Source organism: Shewanella sp., assembly GCF_013214165.1.
GTDB lineage: Bacteria > Pseudomonadota > Gammaproteobacteria > Enterobacterales > Shewanellaceae > Shewanella.
On record NZ_JABSSM010000026.1, the window covers coordinates 24,066 to 48,274 of the forward strand.

The 24,209-nt window shown below is 44.9% G+C and carries 15 protein-coding genes and 1 riboswitch; of the genes, 3 read left to right on the forward strand and 12 right to left on the reverse strand.

What is annotated here, in order from left to right:
* The first annotated feature begins 42 nt into the window (after positions 1-42).
* Positions 43-3,981, forward strand: a complete 3,939-nt coding sequence (locus HRU42_RS09595) for a rhombosortase-dependent M36 family metallopeptidase (protein ID WP_295030611.1) — start codon at positions 43-45, stop codon at positions 3,979-3,981.
* Positions 3,982-4,073: 92 nt separating this feature from the next.
* Here the strand turns inward: HRU42_RS09595 and HRU42_RS09600 are convergent, their stop codons facing one another.
* The 4 genes from HRU42_RS09600 to HRU42_RS09615 form a co-directional block, all read right to left on the reverse strand.
* Entirely contained in the window at positions 4,074-4,586 is a 513-nt protein-coding gene (locus HRU42_RS09600; RefSeq protein WP_295030613.1) for a hypothetical protein, read from the reverse strand.
* An 88-nt stretch (positions 4,587-4,674) separates the two neighbouring features.
* Positions 4,675-5,781 carry a succinylglutamate desuccinylase/aspartoacylase family protein gene (locus HRU42_RS09605; RefSeq protein ID WP_295030614.1) on the reverse strand — a complete coding sequence of 369 codons (1,107 nt, stop codon included), beginning with the start codon at positions 5,779-5,781 and terminating at the stop codon, positions 4,675-4,677.
* Positions 5,782-5,855: 74 nt separating this feature from the next.
* A complete protein-coding gene (gene lysC, locus HRU42_RS09610; RefSeq protein WP_295030615.1) occupies positions 5,856-7,205 on the reverse strand; it encodes a lysine-sensitive aspartokinase 3 in 1,350 nt (449 codons plus the stop codon).
* 147 nt (positions 7,206-7,352) lie between these two features.
* Positions 7,353-7,527: riboswitch (Lysine riboswitch) on the reverse strand.
* A 104-nt stretch (positions 7,528-7,631) separates the two neighbouring features.
* The gene (locus HRU42_RS09615) at positions 7,632-8,090 is read right to left on the reverse strand and encodes a DUF3293 domain-containing protein (RefSeq protein WP_295030617.1); all 459 of its coding nucleotides are present in this window, start codon (positions 8,088-8,090) and stop codon (positions 7,632-7,634) included.
* A 577-nt stretch (positions 8,091-8,667) separates the two neighbouring features.
* Here HRU42_RS09615 and arcA point away from each other — a divergent pair.
* Positions 8,668-9,387 (forward strand): two-component system response regulator ArcA, encoded by a 720-nt coding sequence (arcA, locus tag HRU42_RS09620; protein WP_295030619.1) that lies wholly within the window; start codon positions 8,668-8,670, stop codon positions 9,385-9,387.
* A 397-nt stretch (positions 9,388-9,784) separates the two neighbouring features.
* Here arcA and HRU42_RS09625 read toward each other — a convergent pair whose 3' ends face one another.
* Positions 9,785-12,052, reverse strand: coding sequence for a S9 family peptidase (locus HRU42_RS09625; RefSeq protein ID WP_295030620.1), 2,268 nt, complete (start codon positions 12,050-12,052; stop codon positions 9,785-9,787).
* 310 nt (positions 12,053-12,362) lie between these two features.
* Between HRU42_RS09625 and HRU42_RS09630 the strand changes: the two genes are divergently transcribed.
* Complete coding sequence (locus HRU42_RS09630; protein ID WP_295030621.1) at positions 12,363-13,352, forward strand: class 1 fructose-bisphosphatase; 990 nt, start codon at positions 12,363-12,365, stop codon at positions 13,350-13,352.
* A gap of 288 nt (positions 13,353-13,640) precedes the next feature.
* On the opposite strand, the gene HRU42_RS09635 is transcribed toward HRU42_RS09630, so the two are convergent.
* The 7 genes from HRU42_RS09635 to HRU42_RS09665 form a co-directional block, all read right to left on the reverse strand.
* Positions 13,641-13,907, reverse strand: a complete 267-nt coding sequence (locus tag HRU42_RS09635) for a hypothetical protein (RefSeq protein WP_295030622.1) — start codon at positions 13,905-13,907, stop codon at positions 13,641-13,643.
* 279 nt (positions 13,908-14,186) lie between these two features.
* Entirely contained in the window at positions 14,187-15,461 is a 1,275-nt protein-coding gene (locus HRU42_RS09640) for a dicarboxylate/amino acid:cation symporter (protein WP_295030624.1), read from the reverse strand.
* 712 nt (positions 15,462-16,173) lie between these two features.
* On the reverse strand, positions 16,174-17,067 hold the full coding sequence (locus tag HRU42_RS09645) for a hypothetical protein (RefSeq protein ID WP_295030625.1): 894 nt from the start codon (positions 17,065-17,067) through the stop codon (positions 16,174-16,176).
* Between the two features lie 92 nt (positions 17,068-17,159).
* Positions 17,160-18,401: a hypothetical protein gene (locus HRU42_RS09650; protein ID WP_295030627.1), complete on the reverse strand. Its 1,242-nt coding sequence runs from the start codon at positions 18,399-18,401 to the stop codon at positions 17,160-17,162.
* Positions 18,401-19,024: a hypothetical protein gene (locus HRU42_RS09655; RefSeq protein ID WP_295030628.1), complete on the reverse strand. Its 624-nt coding sequence runs from the start codon at positions 19,022-19,024 to the stop codon at positions 18,401-18,403. The genes HRU42_RS09650 and HRU42_RS09655 overlap by 1 nt, the downstream gene beginning before the upstream one ends.
* Positions 19,024-22,731, reverse strand: coding sequence for an ATP-binding protein (locus HRU42_RS09660; RefSeq protein WP_295030630.1), 3,708 nt, complete (start codon positions 22,729-22,731; stop codon positions 19,024-19,026). Before HRU42_RS09660 ends, HRU42_RS09655 begins: the two co-directional genes overlap by 1 nt.
* A gap of 237 nt (positions 22,732-22,968) precedes the next feature.
* A complete protein-coding gene (locus HRU42_RS09665; protein ID WP_295030632.1) occupies positions 22,969-23,679 on the reverse strand; it encodes a DUF3581 domain-containing protein in 711 nt (236 codons plus the stop codon).
* Positions 23,680-24,209 lie beyond the last annotated feature (530 nt).

Sequence of the window (24,209 nt, forward strand, 5' to 3'; positions counted from 1 at the left end):
CAGCACTCGGGTGTTGTGCCTTCAGTTGACAAGGAAGAAGTTGTGAAAACAAAACTATCGATAGCAATAACAGCAGCACTGATTTCATCAGCAGCATATTCAGCACAGCAGCCAGCCACCATCAGCCAGCAGCAATTAATTCCTGATTTACAGAATGTTGCCTCTAGCCCAACAACGACCAGCCTCAGTGGAATGAGTGATCAGTTCGACTCTAAAACAGGCCAAGCTACGTTCCAGTGGGCTAAGAAAGGTCAAATAGCCCCTTCGCTAGGCGCCCTAGAACAAAAATACAAAATCGCGACAGTAGCCGACTTCTACCTCAACAAGGTTACAGGCATATCTACGGCTAATAAAGGTGCAGCAAAAGCAGTATTAGTTAGCATGCACGATAACGGTCGCGGTGCGACAATTGCTAAGTATAATCAAGAGATTAATAATATTGAAGTCTTTAATCATGAAGTAAATATCATGATGGACCGTGAGTTCAATTTAGTAGCTTCATCTGGAAAGTTTGCGAATGTTTCTAATCAAAGTAAGAGCATTAAAGCGCTTCAAGCTAACTTTGACGACGGTACTTCAGCGATTAGTGCCGCATTCTCAAACATGGGGGGCAGTTCAGTAACGCTTACATCTACATCATCTAAATCCAATAAGTATCAATCATATTTAAGCTCAAACGCCTCTGGTACAAAGCAGATTGTAGGCTCCCCTCGAGCTAAGCAAGTTTATTTCGACAAGAAAGGTAAGCTTGTTGCCGCGCACTATGTTGAACTAGAAGTTTCAGACGCAGAAAGCGTCGACTCTGAGTTTTATAGTTTCGTTATCGATGCCAATACAAATGAAGTTCTTTTTAAACACAACTTAACCTCTGAAGATTCAGCATTTGACTATCGAGTTTATGCTGATGAAACTGGTGTGCCTTGGGATAGTCCACATGGAAACGTAATTCCAGCCACAAGTGCCGATCAGGTTGATTCTACTGAATACCTTGAAGCACCAATGGTCACCATGACACATGGCCCTATAAGCACTAAAGACGCTTGGCTGGCTGAAGATGCTACCACCACTTCAGGCAATAACGTTAATGCTTATGTTGATGCAATCGCTCCTGACGGCTTTACTAATGGCGACTTCACCGCAGAAGTCACTAGTGGTAATACATTCGATTACAAATACACTACTTCAGAGCCAGAAAGCTCTGTCGGGAACCGTAAAGCTGCAATTGTTAACCTTTTCTATATCAATAACTATTTACACGATACTTTCTATGACCACGGCTTCGACGAAGCATCTGGTAACGCACAGGCATTAAACTACGATCGCGGTGGTGTTGAAGGCGATGCGATACGAGCAGAAGTTCAAGATAACTCTGGCTTTAACAATGCCAACATGACTACTCCCGCCGATGGTAATTCTCCACGTATGCAGATGTACCTTTGGGACAGTAAAGACGCAATCGTTGGTGAGCACTTTGGTGTAACCGTTACATCAGACGATGCGGTAGGACTTCTTGAATCAACTCAACGTGCGAGCTTTGGCCAAGGTCAGTTCGAGGTTGCTGGCTCAATCGTTAAAATCGATGATGGCTCGATCCTCACAACCCGCCCAGATGGTCAGATCATTGATGGCACCATTTACGATGGATGTGAAACAACAATAAATGCAGCTGATATAGCTGGTAAAATTGCCATAATAGATCGTGGTGCTTGTGACTTCACCATAAAAGTGAAACACGCTCAAGATGCGGGTGCTATTGCAGTACTCATTGCTAATAACAGAGGTACTGATGAACCAACACCTATGGGTGGTAGCGACGATACAGTGAAAATACCTAGCATGGGTCTATCACTAAATGATAGTGCTAAAATCTACGCTTTACTCGATGCTGGTGAAAATGTTGCTGTATCTATGTTCAACCACAAACCATTTAAAGCGAGCTCTTGGGACAACGCTATCATCGCTCACGAATGGGGACATTATATCTCTAACCGTTTAGTGGGTAACTCTTCAGGTTTAATCAACCAGCAGGGTCGCTCAATGGGTGAAGGTTGGGGTGACTTCCACGCATTACTACTCGTTTCTGAAGCCGATGATGTCAACCTTGACGGTAACGACATGTTCCAAAAGGCTTATGCTGCGGTATCTTATGTTGGTTCTTTCTATACCGGTATTCGTAATTACCCGTACAGTACCGACATGACAGTCAACCCTCTAACATTTGCGAATGTTGAACTAGGAAAGGGGACTAGGGCTGACAAATATGGCGATGCAGAAGTGCATGATGCAGGTGAACCATGGGCAGCAATGCTATGGGATAGCTACGTAGCATTAATCAATGATGAGCGTCATTCATTTGAAGAAGCCCGCAGCTTAATGATGGATTATCTAGTGGCTGGCTATAAGATGACGCCGATTGCGCCAACTTATACTGAAGCACGTGATGCAATACTTGCGGCGGCATACGCTAATGATGTTGCCGATTACGATCTTATGCTCACTGCATTCGCTCGCCGCGGTTTGGGCCTTGGTGCTGTGTCTCCAGAGCGTTTCGATACCAAACATATAGGCGTGATTGAGTCTTATGAAACGAAACTGGCTGCCTTTAGTGTAACGGGCCACTCTATTGATGCTGATTATGAAGGTATGACTCTTGGTTACTGCTCGAAAGATGGCATTGTGGATATGGGCGAAACAGGTACGGTCTCTTTCACAGTCTCTAATAAAGGCAGCGCAGCTTTCGACAGTATCGAGGCTGAAATCAGAGTTACAAGTGGTCACGATGTGACATTTGCTAACGAAGGTAAAGTATCCTTCTCAGCAGTGCCTATATTCGGTGAAGTAACAAGCTCTCCAATCGAGTTTACGCTAAATGAAGCTGGTACCGCTGAGCAAGTTACTTTCGAGCTCTCATTCCCTGAGTTAGATGAAGAAGTAGAAGTCAGTGATTACAGTCTTTCAACGATTGTTAATATGGACTTCAGCAGCAAAGATATTGACGCGAACAGCTCAATGAGTGATATGGAAGATTACTCAGCTCTTATTGACTTGACAGAAGTTGTCATTAGCGGTGGCGAACTTGCCGAGAATACAGCATCACTGAGTGGTCGTTATGCAGCTAGCTTCCCTGTAGACAGTCAGTATCTATACATAGCTAACAATGGCTTCGCATCAGATGTTGCATATGAAACCAAGCCTTTCACCGTAGGATATGGTGGCGATTTCACTGTTAGCTGGTTCCAGTACTATGAAATCGAAGCAGCATATGACGGCGGTGTTGTTGAGATCCGCGTTAATGGTGGTGACTGGGCTGACGTCACTGAGATGGGTGGAAACTTTGGTGGTGCAGGTTATGCTGGTGAACTCGCGGATCTACTTCCTGGTAGAGAAGCATTTACCGGTAACATTGCATGGCCAGGTGAAACTGAGTCGCTGAACTTTGGCACAGCGTTAAATGGTAACCAAGTACAGTTCCGCTTCCGTATCGTAGCTGATACGAATACGAGTTCATTTGGTTGGATTGTTGATAATTTAACCTTCAACAATATCACTTCAAATGTGTTCCATACACAAATAGCCGGCGATGTAAATGCTTGTGATAACCGTTTACCTAGTGTAACTACAACTGCTAGCGCTGAAAGCGTCAATGAAGGTGAAACTGTAACCATATCTTCAGTAACGGTTGATGCTAATGCAACTGATACGCATACCTTTGCTTGGACACAAACATCAGGAACAGAAGCGACACTGACAGGTGCAGATACTAACGAGGTTAGCTTCACAGCTCCAGAAGTTAGTGGTAATGAAACTTTAGAGTTTACCTTAACAGTAAATGACGGAACTGCAGATGTCGTTTCTACTGTTAGTGTCGAGGTTAATGATATTCCTGAAGTCGTTCCTGCTAAATCTAAAAGTTCAGGCGGTTCAACTGGGTTCCTCACTTTACTCTTATTACCATTGGCACTTCTACGTCGCCGTAAGTAATAACTAAACGTTAATAATACAAGAGCCATAACCTTTCAGTTATGGCTCTTTTTTATTAGTAAATTAAATTTCTTACGCTGCTAAGATTACACTCAATAATTTTGTGGATTAAAAGGCTGGCTAAAATCAATCTCAATTTCTACTCGTGAAAAATCACCATTATTAAGTAGGTCTAGATACAGAACATATAAGTTTTCTTGAGCTTTTAAGGGGGTTAATCGATAGGTATTTTTAGCTATTTTTTTAACTTGGTAACCAGAAAATAATTGCTCTGTATTTTTTTTTGTAATAACAATAAAGCCCCCTTTCAAGATCCCATATTCAGACATAGTAGGGCTAGAGACAGGACTCCCCTTCATTAAAACATCAGTACTAGAGGTAAATTTTCGTTCATTTAATCCATAACTATATGTGTTAGAAAAAGTCAGGCTATTTTTACCTGTATTAAGCTCTATATTTTTGCTATCACTCTCTGGAAGCTGAGTGATAGTGGTTGCAATACTTTTTTCTGTAGACGCACTGTTTGACTTTTGATTGTCGTCAACTTGATCGCTCGAACACGCAGTAGTAAGTATTAATAAGGTACTCAACATCATTTTTTTCATAATCCACCTACGTTCATTGGTATGCCTAACAAAACAAACACAAGCGTAACACTTGTAAAGAGGTAATTCCTCCTAGCAAAGAGATTTATCAAATTTCAAACACATTAGTCATCACCTTATACAGCTCTGTGCCTTGATAAACCGATGCCGAGGCAAAGTGCAGGATGGGGACACAAGCTTGATTTAGACTGAGTGGGGTTATGGCCTTATCGGTCCCATAAAGATCTAGCCTTAAGATATTTGCCAGTGACTCTCCGGCAGCCAATGGTTGGCCAACCTCAGCCAGATACTCGACCATGCCACCGAGAGGCGAATGGTATTTCTTATAGTCTTGCAGATAACAGGCATACCTTTTCATCGTAGCTGGAACAAGCTTCTGTTCGATCACGCCGCGTTCGCTCAGATACGCCAGAATCCCTTTGGCATCGACCAGGGCATCGTCGAGATTGATCTTCTCTTGAGAACCTAGCTCTAAGGTAAAGGCTGATATAGGTACCTGCAAATCCCTTCCCACAGATTGCATATGCTCGGTGAGTTGCCACCAAGGGCAGAAGATAGATTCATCCATGGCGCCACCAAAATCATTGGGAATAAGCAAGGTATAGGGGATAGAGAAGAAAGATGCCGCTTGTGCATCATATTCAGGGCAATAGAGATGTTTACAAGACTTAGGCCCGGTGTGGAGATCTAACACAATATCGGCTCGATGTGCCATCACTTGTAAATTGACCGCTTGCTGGTGCCCGGTAGTGATACCCCATTCGCTGTTTAAACGTGTAAAGCAGCCTTCAACTAATATAGCCCTAAATTGAGCGATCAAGTCTGCATCACTCAGAGAATCATGCGCCTGATACCAGGCTGCCACATCGATTCCATGACCGAAGTACTCCCGGTTCCAATTCACACCGGTAATTGGGTCGAAGCGGCCCAGGGTGAACTCGCCACTTTTTTGATTAATCCCCAGCGGATTAGCCAGAGGCACCAGTGTGATGTCGCCACATATTGTGTATTTATCCAGCAATTTCATCAGCTGATAGATAACAGCATTACCCTGCACTTCGGCGCCATGTACATTGGCCTGAATATAGACGCTGGGCGCCGTGGCGCTTTCGCACTCATGGCTAAATATGGGTATGGTGAGATCTTGACCTGTGGCCAATTCACCTATCTTCAATGATGATTGGGTAAAACGCATATTTCATCCTTCAAAGGCATACAGCCCTAATACCTAGATGCTAAGAACTTATCATCTAGCGTCCAAGTCTTTTATCACTCAAACAAATTCTTGTGCAGCGCCCTGACTATCTGTGCGGCTTCCGACTCGGCGACTAAAACACACAGGTTATGGGGGCTAGCTCCCTGACAGATCATGCGCACGTTATGGGGTTCAAGGACTTCAAATACGCGGCGACATACCCCTGGAGTGGACGCAATCTTATTGCCAACTATGGCAACCAGCGCCAGAGAGTCTTCGACTCGTACACGGCAATGCTGAGACAACTCCTGCAGCAGAGACTCACTGAGTAGGCCATTGCCTGCAGAATCGGACCCCGTCTTATCTAAGGTCAGTGAGACATTCACCTCAGAGGTTGTGATCAAGTCGACACTGATCTTATGCCTGGCTAACGTAGCGAAGGTTTCTGCCAGAAAACCTTGGGCGTGGAGCATCTGTAAGCTGTGAAGATTGAGTAATGTTTGATCCCGGCGCACAGTTACCGCTCGAAAAACCGGAGCATCTTCGACTTCATGGCGGATCCAGGTGCCACCTCGCTCAGGCTCACGGCTAGAGCCAACAAATACTTGAATTTTTTGTCTCACAGCAGGAAGAATGGTGGCAGGATGCAGCACCTTAGCACCAAATGTCGCCATTTCGGCGGCTTCATTGAAGCTAATCTCGGCAATAGGGCGGGCTTTAGGAGCGATGCGAGGGTCAGTGGTATAGATGCCGGCCACATCGGTCCAGATCTCGACGGCTGTCGCCTTCAAAGCCTCGGCTAACAAGGCGGCAGAGTAATCACTCCCCCCACGACCCAGAGTCGTCGTAGCGCCAGCATCGTCGGCGCCAATAAATCCCTGAGTCACAATACGCTGGGAGGATAATAGTGGAGCTAGATGCTCAGCAGCTAACAGAGATATGGTCTCTATTTGTGGTTCGGCGCGGCCAAAATGGCTATCGGTGCGCAGCACCTGACGCACATCGAATGCGCTGGCCGCCTCCCCTTTCTCCCTCAATACGGCGGCAAACAAGGCCGATGAACATTGCTCACCTTGAGCAAGCAGCTCATCCATCCTTGCCTTGTTTCTGTTTTTACTCAGTTCTTCACTCAAAACAGAGATACGACTCAATACGGTATCTAGTCTTGCGGCGACCTCTTGTGGGCTCCCCAAGGAGTCTAATATTTGATATTGAATGTGGGCTATCTGTTTAACGAGCTGCATTCTTCGCTCTTCACCTATGTGCTCTTGGGTCAGCTCCACCAGCAAATTGGTGACACCACTCGAAGCACTCACCACCACAACACGGGTATTAGGATTGGCGAGAATAATATCGGCACAACGGCTCATGGCGGCATAATCGGCCAATGAGGTACCGCCAAACTTAGCGACAATAAGGGCCATTACACAGCCTCCACAGATTGCAGACACTGATAAGATTCATTTAAAGATATATAAGGATATAGAATAAACATGATTACACTCCGAACTGACTTCGTTCGAAGAGCCTGGTGCAAAGATTACGCACCCCAGAGACGGGAAACAGCGATCACCACCAGAAGCTCTCCACCAATAAACAGGTGACAACCTAAGGGATTCAGCCCTTTCGACCGACATAGAGTGATTCCAAATACTCGATATCTCGGCGCTAATCTCCCTCATAAGTCATCATCAGAGTTTGGACTCTTCAGACTTACTACCTAGCTAACGCTCCTCTTCTGTACCTCGCACTCTTTTGTCATTGTTCAAAAAGAGAGCGAGGGGAGAGAAAATATCAAATTTTGGCTAACCAAGCAATGGAGAATCTCAACTATTGCTGAAAGATTTAAGCTAATAATCAAAATCCGGCAGCTCACTCACCAAGTTAACCCGCTCAGAGAAGTCGCCTATGATGAGCTCCTGTTGATGCTCGGCTTGAGAGAATAGGCAGGGAACTAAAATTAACTGGTTATTATCGACAAAATAGATCGCATTTTGCTTAAATTTCAATCCCAGATATGCCGCGCTCAGCTTATCGATAGCGACTGCCCAGCTTTTTTCCATATGAGTTCGGTCGCGGGATGTGCCCATCACGGCACGATAGGGTCTGTTAAATGTCTCTATCGCGAGCAGTAATTGTCTATCTAAGAGTCGATTTTGACAAGAGGTGAGGATCTGGCCTCTGGGGTTGTGGGCCGTGATGATCGCAAAAGATAACTGAGTAGATAACGTTTGGGTAAATAGAAATTCAGTTTCTTGGTAATGCTGCCACCGTTTTTTGTTCAAGAATTGCTTGCTCGAGTCGATCATCTGGACCAATTCCCTCAATTTGATTGAAATTATTATAGCAAATTTAGTATATCTTCATATAAGCGAGATCTATATCACTAAAGCGGGTTTTAAAACATACTTAAATATCAACAGGTTAATAAATAAAGTGTGACCTAGGTCAAGTCCACAAGCAAATTTGTTAACATTTCATTTGTTAACAATTGCCTAAAACGAGTACAATAGACCAGTCGGTTGGTTCTGCATCACTGATTAATACGATGCATTTTGTTACAAGTGGAACTGACATAGAACTTACAGCCAGCCAGATTTCTGTATAAAATGCGACCAGTGCTTAGTTTTGCATTTTAACTTCATAAATATTTATTAATAATAGGGAACTAACCCTAATATTGTTACTCGAAGTGAATACAGTTCGCGTTCCCATTTAATGAGATACGCATACTTTACTAATCATGGAAGTGTGTTGCTGTTTCAGCCAGTTTGAAAGCACCTATCGTAGATCAGTAAGCGTCAACATGACAAGATCGAGCGTATTGGGCACTGATGACACACGCTCATGGTTAGAACAGATTTGAACAAAATTAGGTAAACTATTATGCAAAACCCGCACATTCTGATTGTTGAAGATGAAGCCGTTACCCGTAACACGCTAAGAAGTATTTTTGAAGCTGAAGGATATGTGGTAACTGAAGCCAATGATGGCGCCGAAATGCATAAGGCCATGCAGGAAAATAAAATAAACTTGGTTGTTATGGATATCAACCTTCCTGGTAAAAACGGTCTTCTGTTAGCACGTGAACTTCGTGAAATAAACAATATCGGTCTAATCTTCCTAACGGGCCGAGATAACGAAGTTGACAAGATCTTAGGGCTTGAAATTGGTGCAGATGATTATATCACTAAGCCATTCAACCCACGTGAACTGACTATTCGTGCTCGCAACCTTTTGACCCGTGTCAATAGCACAGGTACAGAAGCTGAAGATAAGAACAGTGTTGAGTTCTACCGTTTCAACGGTTGGAGCCTTGAAATCAACAGCCGTTCTTTGGTTAGCCCTCAAGGTGAGCCATACAAGCTGCCACGTAGTGAATTCCGCGCTATGCTGCATTTTGTTGAGAACCCAGGCAAGATCCTTAGCCGTGCCGACCTTCTTATGAAGATGACAGGCCGCGAGCTTAAGCCACATGACCGTACCGTTGACGTAACGATTCGTCGTATCCGTAAGCATTTCGAAAGCTTGCCAGATACGCCAGAAATCATCGCCACGATTCACGGCGAAGGTTATCGTTTCTGCGGTAACTTAGAAGAAGTATAAAGCTAGCGCTTTATACTTGTTAAATAAAAACCAGCCCAAGGGCTGGTTTTTTTATGTCTGGAACATTTATGTCCTTACACCATGGATGGTATAGGAAGGACGTTATACATGGACTTCCTATAACTAAAAGCTATCCCCGGTGGCCACGGACGGCCAAAGAGGGGGTTTATGTCTGGAACATTTATGTCCTTACACCATGGATGGTATAGGAAGGACGTTATGTCTGGAACATTTATGTCCTTACACCATGGATGGTATAGGAAGGACGTTATATATGGAATAAAGCTGTAAGGCTCGAGATAGCGCTAAAACCCGCCTCAGCGCTACGACTCTTAGACTCAATCTCTAGCTCTAGCTCGAAATTTATAGCTAGAACCTAGAGCCTTATTTCAACTCTTTATTTCAATTCTCTCTCGAGAAAATCGGCCAGTGAGCGATACAAGTGCGTTCTGACTTTTTCGCCGCGCATCGAGTGCTTAGAGCCTGGATAATCTATCATCTGAAATAGTTTGCCCTCATCCTGCAGCGCCTTATACACCTTGGTACTGTTTTCAAACAGTACATTATCATCGGCCATGCCGTGATACATCAACAAGCCAGATTGATAGCCTTTGACATATGGCAGTACACTGCTGGCCTCATAGCCTGCAGCATTCTGTTGCGGATGCCCCAGATAACGCTCGGTGTAATGGGTGTCATACAAGGCCCAGTCAGTCACTGGTGCACCTGAGATGGCAGCCTTAAAGTAATCCGGCGCCTTAAACAAACCCATCAAGGCCATGTATCCGCCATAGCTGTGCCCGTACAAGGCTATGTTTTCGTCATCGACGAAGGCAAGTGTACGCAGATAATCGACGCCGGCTTTCTGATCGTTAACTTCCGCTTCGCCTAAGTGCTGATAGATCACATGCTCAAATTGAGTCCCACGGTGTCCCGAGCCCCTGTTATCGAGCTGAAACACGATGTAGCCTTGCTGGAGTAGATACTGAGTAAAGTAATCCTGCTCGCTCCAACTGTTGACCACTAGCTGAGCATGGGGTCCACCGTAGACACGCACAACTACAGGGTACTGCTTGTCGGCGCTAAAATTAGTCGGCTTAAACAGACGATATTGCAGCGCTTGGCCATCTTCTGCTTTGACCTGACCAAACTCTGGTAGCTGCCACAATCCAAAGAAGGGATAAAGAGGATGACTCTTATTCACCTCGTTCTGCTCTACCCAAGCGAGTTGCTGCCCCTTATCACCGTGTAGGCTGATCTGCGGCGGTTGTGACAAGCTGCTAAAATAGTCCAGATAAACGGCTTCATTCTCGGCAAACACTGGTGAGTGCATACCGTTTCTCTGACTGATAGTCTCGACTTCGCCGCCCTTTAACGGCACGCGATATAGATGTTTTTCGGTGACCAGAGTCTTGCGGCCGGTAAAGTAGATCCACCCCGTTGCCTCATCCACCAGCTCGACCTCATCGACGGTCCAGTCTCCCGATGTCAGCTGTTTTTTCACCTTGCCATCCAGACCAATCAGATACAGATGATTGAAACCATCACGCTCCGAGGCCCAAATGAAGCTGTCTTGCTGCTTTAAGAAATGCAGGTCGTTATTTAGATTCACCCAAGCATCACTGCGCTCTTCGACTAAGACCCTAGATTTATCGATCTGAGCAAGGGCAACGACTCTGAGCTCTAAGCTTTGCTGATCTCGGCTCTGCCATTGATAAGATAATTGCTTACTACCCGGCAACCAGTTGACTCTGGGCAGATAAATATCTTGTTCTTTACCAAGGTCGACCCAGCTTTTCTTCTGGTCGGCGAGTGTCACCACGGCTAATTTAATCGTGACATTATTCTTACCCGCATAGGGATACCTTTGCTCGGTTAACTTGATACCATCGGCATAGATCTCATTGCGGGTCACCAACTCAACGCCGGACTCATCGATACGGGTATAGGCGATGGCCGACTCATCCGGTGACCACCAGTAGCCAGTCATGCGGCCCATCTCTTCTTGCGCGACAAACTCGGCCATGGCATTTTTTATCGCCCCGCCGCCATCAGTCGTCATGGCGGTTAGCTTGCTGGTTTTCAGCGCTAAGACGAACAGATTTTGATCGCGTACAAAAGAGACATAATTTCCCTTGGGAGATAAACGAGCATCGGTGACAAAGCCGTCCCCCGTAGGTAACAAGCTTACTTCGCCATCATCAACCGAAAAGTAGTAAAGCACGCCAGAGGCAGGAATGAGCATGGCCTGGCTATCATCAGACCAGAAATACTCCATGATCCCCTGACCATATATTCGTTGCCGCTCTCGCCTGGCCTTCTCTTCATCAGAAAGCTCGCCTATGGTGAGTTTATCCGCATCGAGTAGTATCGACTGCTTACCACTGGCCACATCCATCTGCCACAGGTCATAAAAATACTGATCGTCTTTACGTCCGGCGAGGTAGGTCACTGTTTTACCGTCGGGTGAAAGCTTAAGTCCCCTGGGACTCGTGCCTGCCAATCCGGGAGAAGCGTATAGCCTTTCGATACTCAGAGGTGTAACACCTCCTTCGAGTGAGCGGTCTGTTTCTGCATTAGTCGTACTCGTGATTGTCGAGCAAGCTGTGTTTGATAAAATCATAGGAACCGCCAATAGCGCTGATGTCATCCATTTTATTGTCATTATTATGTCCTGGATCTGAATGTAATTACCCCATGCCGACTAATTAGCAACCCCACTAAATAACCTGGTTTTTCAGCGGGAGTTCAAAGCGCTGTAGGCAAGGCCTACATTAATTAACAAACGGCATAAATATCACTGACATTGTGCACTAAAATCGGCAAAAACTGCAACACGCTGCCCAAGTTATAATTTGCCGCCATGCTACGCTGAAAAAAAGTTCAATCTCAGGTATGATCGCGCCAAATAAGAACACTCACATTTGACCCGACCCCAATCTCGAGTATCGCTCGAACTTGTAATAGGAAATAACATGCAGACCTTGGCCCAAAATCTGACTTCACAAGGCATAAATGCCTCTCTGACTCAGCTTATTCACACCTTAGCGAACACCTCTAAAGAGATAAGCCATGCCGTACGCCACGGTGCGCTTGCCGGTGTACTCGGCACCACAGAGCAAGAAAATGTTCAGGGTGAAACCCAGAAGAAGCTGGATGTTATTACCAACGATATGCTCAAAGATGCGCTGGATAAAGACGATACCGTCCGTGGGCTGGCATCAGAAGAGGAAGACTTTATCGTCGAAGTGGGCACCAAGGGTGACTATCTGGTCTGTTTCGATCCATTAGATGGCTCATCGAATATCGACATTAATTCGCTAGTGGGTACCATCTTCTCGATTCTTCCCGCTCCAGAAGGCGAACTCAGTGAACAAAGCTTCCTACAAGCGGGTCGCAAGCAAGTCGCAGCCGGTTATGTCTTATATGGTCCTTCGACTATGTTGGCTCTCACCACAGGTCAAGGGGTGCAGTTATTTACCCTAAACCCAGAAACCAACCAATACCTGTTAACCACAGCAGCCATGTCTATCAGTAAAGACACGACTGAGTTTGCCATCAACATGTCTAACCAGCGTTTCTGGGAAGCCCCGATGCAGACCTATATTGCCGATCTTTTGCTTGGCACCATAGGGCCGAGAGAGAAAGCCTTCAACATGCGCTGGATAGCAGCCATGGTCGGCGATGTTCATCGCGTCCTGTCTCGCGGTGGTATCTTCACTTACCCTAGCGACAACAAGAACCCTGAGAAGCCCTACAAGCTCAGATTGATGTATGAAGCCAACCCTATGGCATTCTTAGTCGAACAAGCGGGTGGCAAGGCCTCTACCGGCTATGAAACCATCATGGATATCGAGCCTAGTGAAATTCACCAGCGCGTAGCCGTTATCTTAGGCTCGGCTAACGAAGTCGATGCTTGTCTCGAGTACCATGAAATCGATTATAGCGAAGAGCCAGAGGTTTAACTGAAGGCGCTAGACGCTAGACGCTAGGCTCTAGCAACATATTAAAAGTCGCTTTAAGCGGCTTTTTTTATGAGCTATTTTTATCGTCTGTTTTACGAGATTGGATTTCGCTAAAAGTGAGGCAAAAAAATACCGCAACCTTATCGGGTAACGGTATTTGATGATGGGGCAAACTCTAGGGGGATAATACCAATGGGTATCATTGCCTCTCGCTGCGCACACGTTCATACAAACAGCCTGAGCTTACCTAGCTTCACCGCTGAGCGTAAAAATTGAATTACGGCAGAGTTATAAACACCGAGTATCGGCGTCGTCACTCGATAATGCTCTACTCAGAGCCCCTACAAGGACGTTTAAAATACCTACGGTCGTATCTTGAGCTCGTTTATTGCTATCATGCTGAATATTCCGCGCCCCAGGACTAGCCAGACTCTGTTCACGCTGTTGCTCGTTTTCTACGGCCCCGGAAATAAAATCGCAACTGACATGAGCTAGGTCATTGGAAGAGCATGCTGTGAGTAGAGCTACACAGATTAACAATACAAAAATTTTCACTCGTCATCATCCTTAATATATAAGTAACGCATCCCGCTACATACAAGTAACCCAATCCACCAACATACCACAATCACCGCCCATAAATCGTACCTAAGGTGTATTAATAATTCATTCAGGCAAGCGATCCATCACCCTTTCGGACTCGCATTCCCCCTTAAGGAGGCTGAGCGCTACCTTGGCTGTTGAATCGATGCTAATTGAGACCCATAAAAAAGCCCATAGTCCCCCGAGTAAGGCGGGTCTATGGGCATATTTTACCAAGCTATTGTCCTAAGACTAACTCTCTTTGGTTTGCGCTGCAGCGCCGTTTGGCGCTTGCTCTGCTGTTTCGTAACCCTGCTCAGTCGCATCGACTATGGTCAATACCGCGGCATCTCCCACTACGTTACACGAGGTCAGCACCATGTCGATTAAACGGTCTAATGCGGCGACGATGGCGAAAGCTTCTACCGGCAAGCCCATCTGGTGGATAAGCACACCTATCATCACCATACCGCCGCCTGGAACGCCGCCGGCGCCAACAGAGAGCAGAAATATACTGAATAACAATGCAGGTAGCTGCTCCATCGCAATTGGCGCACCAAAAGCATTCGCCACGAAGAAGATTGCTATGGTGATATAGATAGACACACCACCCATGTTCATGGTGGCGCCGAGCGGCACACCAAAACCAGCGATGGAAGGTTTAACACCTAGCTTCTCGGTCAAGGTACGCATGGTCACAGGAATAGTGGCATTCGAACTCGCCGTAGAGAGTGAGAACAAGATCTGCTCACGGGTCTTAGCGCGAAACTCTTTAGCCGAAACAGAGGTGAACGCCCCCACTGCCATCGGATATACCACAAAAATCCACAGTAATAATAAGCTGACGATGACGACCAGATACTCGGCAACACTGACAAATACCCCAGCCTCTAAAGTTGCGCCAAGTTTAAGCATCAAGGCAAAGACACCGATTGGAGCCAGCTGCATCACCACAGTGATCAGCTTCATCATCAACTTGTTGCCTTCCTGGAAACCTTGAACCAATAAGGGAGCCGCATTACCTAAAGACTTGAGTACGCCGCCCACAAGCAGGGCCATGAAGATCACTTGTAACATGTTACCCGAGCTAAACGCGGCCACCGGATTACTCGGCACGATATTCACGATCAACTGGACTAGATTTGGCAATTCGGTGGCTGTGATTGTCGCGCCAGTACCACCGGACATGTCGACACCTAAGCCAGGCTGTATCAGTAGCGCCACGGCTAAGGCGGCAAAAATAGCCACTAAGGTATTGATGATATAGAAACCGAATGTCTTACCGCCCAAACGGCCGAAGCTTTTCAGATCTTTAAGCTCGAGGACGCCACATACTATGCTGACGAACACCAGAGGCACGACCAGCATCATGATCATGCTGACGAACATGGTTCCCACGCCAGAAGATATCTCGACCACAGTGCCAGAGAAGAAACTCACATCCCCAAGAAGATATTGAATGATTGAACCGAAAATTAATCCAGAAAACAGACCGATAAAGATCCGTGATGAAAGTGATTTAGTCATATACCTGCCTTCGATTCAGCATATCTTTTATGTATGCCTTTATTAATTTGCACTTATGCCGATGCTCATATTTTGGGGTTCTATCCCACTTGTGGGGACTGATAGTGAATCATGCTGGATACAATTTCAACCGAATTAAGGTCGAGATGAAAAACCACATAACAGCAACATCTGACTTAGCGGCCATTAGCGCTGCGTTCTAGAGGAAAGCGCGCAGAAGGTAGTAACGATAAAATTTACATCCTTATCAAATTAGCAACACCAGGAAAGGCGCCACCGACACAATGACGGAGTAAAAATCCACAAAAAAACGTAAAACCAAAGTTAAAACTACAAAGTAAGCATCCATAAGCATTAAGCACTAAATAGGTGCAAGCTAAAAGTGGATTGGCATCTGACTCAGGTCAGAATAACAGCCGTTAACGCTTCCGCTATACGCCTGTTATTTGCTAATTATATTTTTCAAGCCAGATATTAATCGCTAGAGAAACCTGACTAAGCGAAACCTAGCTCGACATCACGGATGAGTAGTTCCAGCCAATAAAGCCATGCCGCAGAAGTATAGATAGTCGTGATGCTAGAAAATATCGAATCAAATAACTGCTCAATTGTATTAAGCCGTTTTATATAAAGTGACTAACGGTAGATTTTCTACCCGAGTGGCGATCTCGCGTACATTTGTAGGTATTGACAAAAGACCTCAGCAATTGATTTATAATACGCTTCCTTTCTTCTTCAAAGAAAATAATTGCAACTTCAAATTATGGCTCAGCATATGCTCCTGCTTCAATGTTATATGTTGCTCATTCATTAGGGAAAAAGCTAACTGACATTGTGCTGGTAACTGCTGCTGACGGTGCAAATAAAGGCGCGATTGTGTTTGCTTATGCCACTCTTGTTCAATTCCTTGCAACTCGATTGCTATCGCAGCTTCACAATCAGCAGGCGACAGCCAGTAATCCGCTTCGCAGGTGTAAGCAATCTCAATGCCTTTGGGATCTAAATCGCTAAAACACACTAATTTATAGCAAGGGTTATCTTTCCAACGCCTAAAAAATTGATAGGCCATACCGGTTTGCTGACTGGGTTTTACATCACCACGGTATACCCACAACGCATCCCTTAATGATTCTGGCAAATTGAGAGCTGCTAAGTTCGCCATTAAGGTTAGGTTCTCCACCAGCACTATGTATGAATGTTCAATGCTGTCGATTTCATCAGCCCTCACCGACTGCCCTAATGATGATAGTGGCGACTTAGCGATCACTCCCTGGTTAATTTTAAGCTCGTTAATGCTGTTGATAAGAATAAAGTCACGGCTAACAGGGTAACTATTTAGCTTCTCAGCTCTATTCGTCTTTGAGTTGTCATATCGACTTTTTTGTTCTGGGTAGGAATCAAATTCAATCTGTACACCTAATTGCTGCTTAACTTCTGCTATTAGGTGAATTTTATCGGTCAGGCTGTAACTAAAAGATGAACCAGAAAACGAACCAAAATCAAAGTCCTCTTTTAGCTGCTTTAAATACTCTTTAGTAGGGATCTTGTCGCCCGTTGAGGATGTCAGCAAGAGGTCCTTTGTTTTGTTAAATAAACCTTCTTTCACACAAATACCTTATCCTTAAGCACTCGCTCAGTAGGTTCTAAGCCTCGAGTGCAACTTATCCACTCTGGTCTAAGTTATCATCAGCTAAAATACTAATGTAAGCCTATCACCACATCATGATAACTGAAGTTATCCGATGTCCCCTGCACTTGCAGGCCCTTCATATTAATACTGAAGGCTGCTTGCTGCTCATTGGTTAGCTTGCAATAACAGCTAAACACTAATTCAATCCAAGCTTTTGGGTTAATGCAATGCTCATTCGCGAGCCAGTCATCTTGAGACTGTCGCCAAAACGCTAACGCTGAGATAGGGGAATCTGAGGTAATCGCTTGCTCAAATAAAGATTCTGTTTGAAGATCGAAGAAGTCACTTTGATAGCTGATCCGCTCTATCGGATTAACCTCAATCTCGGCCGTTTCTCGCTCTTTTACATCCTGAGCAATCGACTGCTTGCGTAAAGCCTGTACTAATTGAACAAGCGGTGTTTCTAGCTCGGTATTTCGCGTATCTACATAAGATCTAAGCGGCATCGATGGGGCTAACTTTAACCCCTCTGGCAGTGATGGGTGCTCATACAAGTTATCACTTAACTCAAACTCAGGGTGCTGACGTAAAAAACGTGCCATGCTGCGAAGTTGGTTGGCTTTTTTCTCATCACGGCGCAAGCGGAACAAACTCAAACGCATATTGTCGATGATAAATCGTAGCCTTGGCAGCACTTGGTTAAACCAATAGACAAAGCCGGTAATCTTACGCGCAAACTCATTGGGACAGGCCCAGTTTATCCACTCATAACAGGCTTCAGGGTCAATTTGTTGTAGCTCTGTCAGTAGGTTTTGCGCATGGTTAAGATAACGCTCATTCTGCCTTATCTTATTCGCTAAACTACTGACAAAACCAAACTGACTCACAATGCCATAATGCATATTATCGAGGTTGTTGTTTAAGCCGTCTTTGGTCTCATACAAAAGGTCATCCAGCTGTTCTAAAAAAAGATCCGCATCTTCCGACTGTTCTGCCTGTACCGAAAGTTGATAGTCTTTAACCGTTTCGTCAAGGGCTTCAATCACCTTGCCCATATCGGTCAACTGGCGGTAACTGCTCTGCTTTCGCATCAAGCGGTTGAGCATACGCTTAAAATCAGTCGTGACCCTAAACTCGCCCGCTTCATCATCTGGCCGCAGTAAACCCGCCTTATGTAGCGTTGAAATGGTTTTACTGTCTTGGCTATCTGCCGCTATTGAACCATACACATAAGCGTTAGCCAGTAGATCGTCATTGGCGCCAATTTTTCTGAGTAGCGCTGATACCTGCCCTGCATCAAAACCGGCCATTAGAACAATAACTCATCTTGTTTTTCGGCCTGCTCATCGGGCAAATCGACCTGTTCAGAGTCATTTAAAAACTCAATTAAACTGTAGATAAGGTCAAACCGCGCCGTGGCAAAATAACGGCTACTACCTGGGTTTTTACGGACGAAGTATTGCATCTCTTCGAGCTTATTAAATAAGGTCGCAAGCTGCTCTCTGGTTTCTTCTTTATTGGTTTTAAACGGCTTAATAGACGTTAATCGTCTTAGTTGATCACGCAAGGTTTGATCTTGCTCGAACGGTTCAAACAAGGAATTGATATTAACCACTGATTTGCCATGCAAGGGTAAATCAGCTTGCGTAGCGGTAAGTAATAGGTCTAAGAATTCGACTAACGGCCTAAATACACTGCGCATTTCGTTAAACAGAGCTGACAACTCAGCTGAATTACTTTGGTCCACCTGCTTATAGGTACAGAAAAAAGCATCGGCGTTATCTAGGTAGGTAATATTGCGATCTAAGTTCGACAAAAAATCGCTGACTCGCTCAAACTCACTGTCCACTTTTAGATAGGTAAACTCTTCAGCAAAGGCGGTTTCACAAATCACCGCCCCAGTTAATAGCTTTTGGATAGTCTGTTTAAACATTATAACTCCTGCTTAGCGATAGCCGCCTGTTGCTGATTGGCACGGTTCGCAAGTAACTCATCGAGGCGCGACTGCGGGATCTCAGCATGGTAAATTTTATTATCTTTCAACTTATAGTGTCTGTCGTACAGAGACAGAATATGCCTGTCGGTAGACGGTGATGCTGACAAAATGTTGATGTCGTTATCGCTAAACATTTTCAATAGTAGATCAATATTTTCAGCCGCTAATTCACCTAGCTCATCGACGGGTAAAATAATCTTGCTGCCATATTGACTCTCGCCGCGCAACATACCAAGCAAGCCAGCAAACAATGACAACATAGCCAGATATGACAAACCCGTCGAACTCACTTTTTTGAGTTGACGAGCATTACGAGCATGCTTAACTTGGCCTTTTTCTATGATAGTAAATTCAATATCAAAGAGATTGCAATGGTTCAAGACAAAACCTTCGCTTGGCAGGTATGTCGCTAGCTTTTGCATCGCATAAACAAGATCGTCAGGGATCTCTCCAACACCATCGCTTAATTGGTCGCGACATAGCTCATAAGCCTTGGAGAATTCTTTTAGCGAGCCCCAGTATTCCAACTCTTCTTGCTTCATTACCGTAGTGACGCTGATCTCCGCTAAGGCATCAAAATGGGCTAAGCCAGTCACCTTACTCGACAACTTTTTACCTATCGTTTTAATTTGCCGAGCAAAGTTTTCTACATGCTGATAAAACTCGTTAATCATGGTGGCGTTAACGGACACCAACTGATAGGTATTCTTCTGTTTTTGCTCTGCACTGCTTAATAGCTCAACAATGGGCTCACGATACTTAAACAGGCTTTTAGCAGTACTAAAATTATCATGTTCGGCCACCAGTTTTTGCCAGTTATCGTACAAGTCACTGTTAGAATGCACCTTTTTAAAGCCGTCGTTAAACTTATTAAGCTGCTCGCCTAAACGTTTTTGAATCACTTTAAATTGATTGAGCCAATCGGCGCAAAAACTGACACTCAGATCCGCTTGGTTATGCGGCTGTTCTGCCGACCCTAACGCTTCAATACCCAGGTTTTCACACTGACGCTGGCTGTCGCTTAGTTGATTGAGTAGATCCTCAACATAGGTTTTCTTATGGTTTAATTTCTTGATATCACTGCGCAGTGCCGTGATATCACTATTTAGGCTGATGCTGGTATCTTCAAGCTGAGTCTCAATCCCCCGCTGCCGTACTAACCTACTCTGGTTCTGCTCGACTAGGCCATCACGATGGCAGTATTGATCCGTCATAAAGTGCTGGTAACGATGAGCTTTTTGTTCAAACACTAGGCATTGCTTCAATGCCTGCTCTATCACCTTACGCTCGGTGGTGCGCTTATCCACTTCACCGTCTGGATCCAGTTTGGCCAAGTCAGTATTTTGCTGCTTTCTCAAATCTTTTAAACGTTGCTTGTAGCTGGCTTCTAGCTCGGCACTTTCTGCCTTCAACAGTGACAACTGGCAGTCCCGGTCACCTTCAACCACCATGCGCTTTTCAAGTAGTTGGTTGTGCAACTCATGGCGCTGCTCTTCAGCATCTTGGGTGTACTCTTGCTGCTGTTTGGTTAGGCGCCTTTGTGCTGATTCTAGGGTTTTAAGCTGTTGATTAACCGCATCGGTGTACTCTTTAATTGCGATGCGTTTTTTAACTTCAAAATTCTGTTTTTGCGTATTTAGCTGCTGTAAATTAAGGTCATTTATAGCAAGTTGCTGCGTTGCGGCTGAGCATTCGGCGTCTGCGGCTGAAATGTCTTTAGTTAATAAGCCTATATGCTCATCAAGCTGCTTAATCTTCTCAGCCTGTAGATTGATTTTGTCCCCTAGCGCTTCGTATTTCTCACGCAGCTGGATCTCATCGAGAAACAGTGAATCATTACTCTGTAATGGTTCTAAATCGAGTAAAAGCCCATAAAGGCTGTCACCGCCAACCCATGTGGGGGCCAAATCACAACGAGTAAGTTGCTCACTGGTGAGCAGGCGTCCAATGTTGTTCTTCCAGTTTTTTGCTTGCGCTTCATTATCAAGAAAATACTGCAATGAGCCTTCAGCTGGAATAAGTTGCGATCTAACTTGTTCATACTCAGCAGACAGCCCTTCGAGCTGACGCTTTTCTTGAGTGTATTGCTCTAACTGCTTATCTCGACGCTTTATTAGGTCACTGTGCTGCTTTAACGCTTGAGATTGTGCTTGGTACAGGCTGTTCTGCTTATCTTTAGCCTCACTTAATGCTTCGGTATTTAGAGCAATGTTTTGCTGTAGTTCTGGCGCAAGTTGAACTTGATTGAGCTGAACTTGAGAGAGCTTTTGTTGCTCGGTTTTAAGATCGCTTTCCAGCTGTTGTTTCTTCAGCTGAAGATCAATATTTCGTGCATTCAGCTGTTGTTCTAATTCGCGGTTTTGCACCCTATCAGTGTCGGTGATTTTAGTCAGTTGCCCAGTGGCAATGTCTCGAATGTCGGTCATTTTCGCTTGGTTATTGCTTTGTTCTTGCAGATGTTGATACTTAAGCTTTTGAATAAGGTCGGCAAACTTTTGCTGCAGCTTACTAATATTGCCTTCGAAGGCATTAATAATGGCGTTGATTTCATTAAGCTGGTCTTGATAATGCGGCGCTTTGTCGGCTTGTAGCTGATAGCTAGCGGCATCATCATCGTCAAACTTCATTTTATCGGTATCAAGTCGATCAATACGGCTCTGATCGCCTTCGATATCCGCTTTTAGGTTAGACACCTGCTTACTTAATGATTGCTTAGTTGTTTCTAGCTCGTTGATCAAGCTTGATAGCTGAAGTTGGGCTTGCTGTTTCTTTTCGGCGCCTAATGCTTGCTGCTCATTGAGGCTTTCTTGGTGAGCCAGTATTTCAAAATGCAGATGTTGCAGCTTGATCAATAAGCTGTCTAGGCTATTGAAGTCCCCCTGCCATAGGCCAATTTTATCCGCAACTTTTTGTACCGCACGGCTGGCTCGAATATCCGCTAGCCAGTTGCTGATGTCCTCTTTATTAAGGCTTATCTGTTCTTTTCCTTCCACTGAACCTCGGGCTATGTAGTCGCTTGCGATAGCAACCAACATCCGCTTAACCGCCTCAAAATCAAGATTTTTCTCTATAGTGCCGTTAATCACCTTGTCGATATGCGGGCTGGGTTGCTCACAGAAACTGTAGCGATTTTGCAATTGGCGGACATCTTTTAATTTACGGCCACTACGGAGATTTTGAATCACTTGGCGGTATTGTTCAACGGCTAGATAGCGACTTGAGTCGCAACCTAGCTGTCGATAGAAGCCTTCAATTTCTTTCATTGAACGACGTTGGTGGTTGTCGCCAATGAAGTGCTCGCTGTTATAGGGTGCATCAATAAACTTATACTGCGCGCCACGCCCATCGCTACAAACCAGAACCATACAAGTTTGCCCATGGGGACGCTGATACTCATAGATCAACATACTTGAAGTACGTGGCAGGTAGTAATCAACAAAATTACGCGCCTGATCGACCTTACTGACGATATCGCTCGGACGCATGCCATAAAATAATGGTAGTAGTCGCATTAATGAGGTTTTACCCGCACCATTAGTCCCTTCAAGTTGCGTATGCCCCGATAAGTCCAGCTCATTGACCTGACCCTTCCAGAAACTGTCTATAATAATAATACGCAGTAGTGAATAGCCTTGTTGAGCCATGCTAGATCCTTATATGAACGGTTTTCAAACAGAAGTAATACGAATTGGGAAGGGGTGATAATTTATAAGGAATCAGACATTATGTCGATATATATCGGTTCAATCAATATATTTTCTTGCCTGTAGGAGGGGCTTTAGCCCCGAAATCCCCGAAATCCCCGATATGTTGTAGGAGAGGCTTTAGCCCCGAAATCCCCGAAACATCCGAAACATCCGAGGTTCATCAAACATTCACCGTTATCTATTGTCGAACTCGGTGCGATAACTCTCATAATTGCCCACCATGCCCTTGACTAGATCGGCATCATAGGGGCGCAGGCCGCTCATCACTAGTGTCTTAATGCCGGTTCCTACCAGTTTATCACCACTGTGCAGCTCAAACTTAAGGGTCACATCTCCACGCTTACCGTTAATCTTAAGCTCTTGTCCAACCAGAGACAGGCTCACTTGTTCGAAATCCAAGCTAGTCAAATCGAAAGACATGCTCTCATAGATCACTAAAGGGCGCGCCGGATTGATCATCATCTGATGCTGTTCCATCATGGGCACTAATACATGGGTAAAATTGTGACCGGAGAAGGCGACATAGCTGCGAATAAAGGATTCTATCTGAGTCTGGCAATGTCTCACATCTCCCAGACGTTCGACGCTCAGATACAACTTGTCCTTATCATCGCGGATCTCGACTCGCTGCTCTGCAGTTTCGGGAAACTGCAGCTCAACGCCTGCTCCGACCATGCCAGCAAAGTTAAACGTCATCTTCTGACTCAAACCATATTCGTTTAACACCAATGAAAAAAGAAGATCTCCCGGCACACAGAAACGCTTAGCCCCCACACTATGAATAGGATTGAAGTCCTGAGCCACGCCTTTGGCGAAATCACTGGCCTGCTCTGCAAGTACTGTAATGGTTTGATTTTCTTTTTTAAAATAAGGTGTTAAGAACATAGTCACTCTATAAATCTATTGGTATACAAACATTGCGCCACATCTTATATCAGATCCACTAAAACACACACCCGATGACTTAAATTAGCTCAAGTCCCGCAAGCTTAATATCGAGGCTAGCCCAGCTTGGTGCGGCTATATTACCAATCCCCTGTAACTCGTTAGCCATTAAGACTTAATATCAATCCCACTTCATTGGTCCCGCTGACACGTCAGGCATCAAATGTTGCCACTAAGCCTATGATTGTCACCTAGGGTCTTAGGCAAGTTGAAGCAATAATAGATAAGACTATATCCACCTGATTTGTATGGATATATATTAGATGAAATGCTTATATGTAAATTTATGATGTAAATAGTGCGTTTATTTTTCGACACTGAAAAAAAATTCTCGCTAAAAAAAAAGAGCCTCTGCCGAAACGTTTCTGTACCTAGATATTAATATCACACTGATTATTAACGTGAATACAACAACAATCAGATGTTAACCCCCCATAAGTATTATTTACTGTTAGTTTACTTTTGTGATT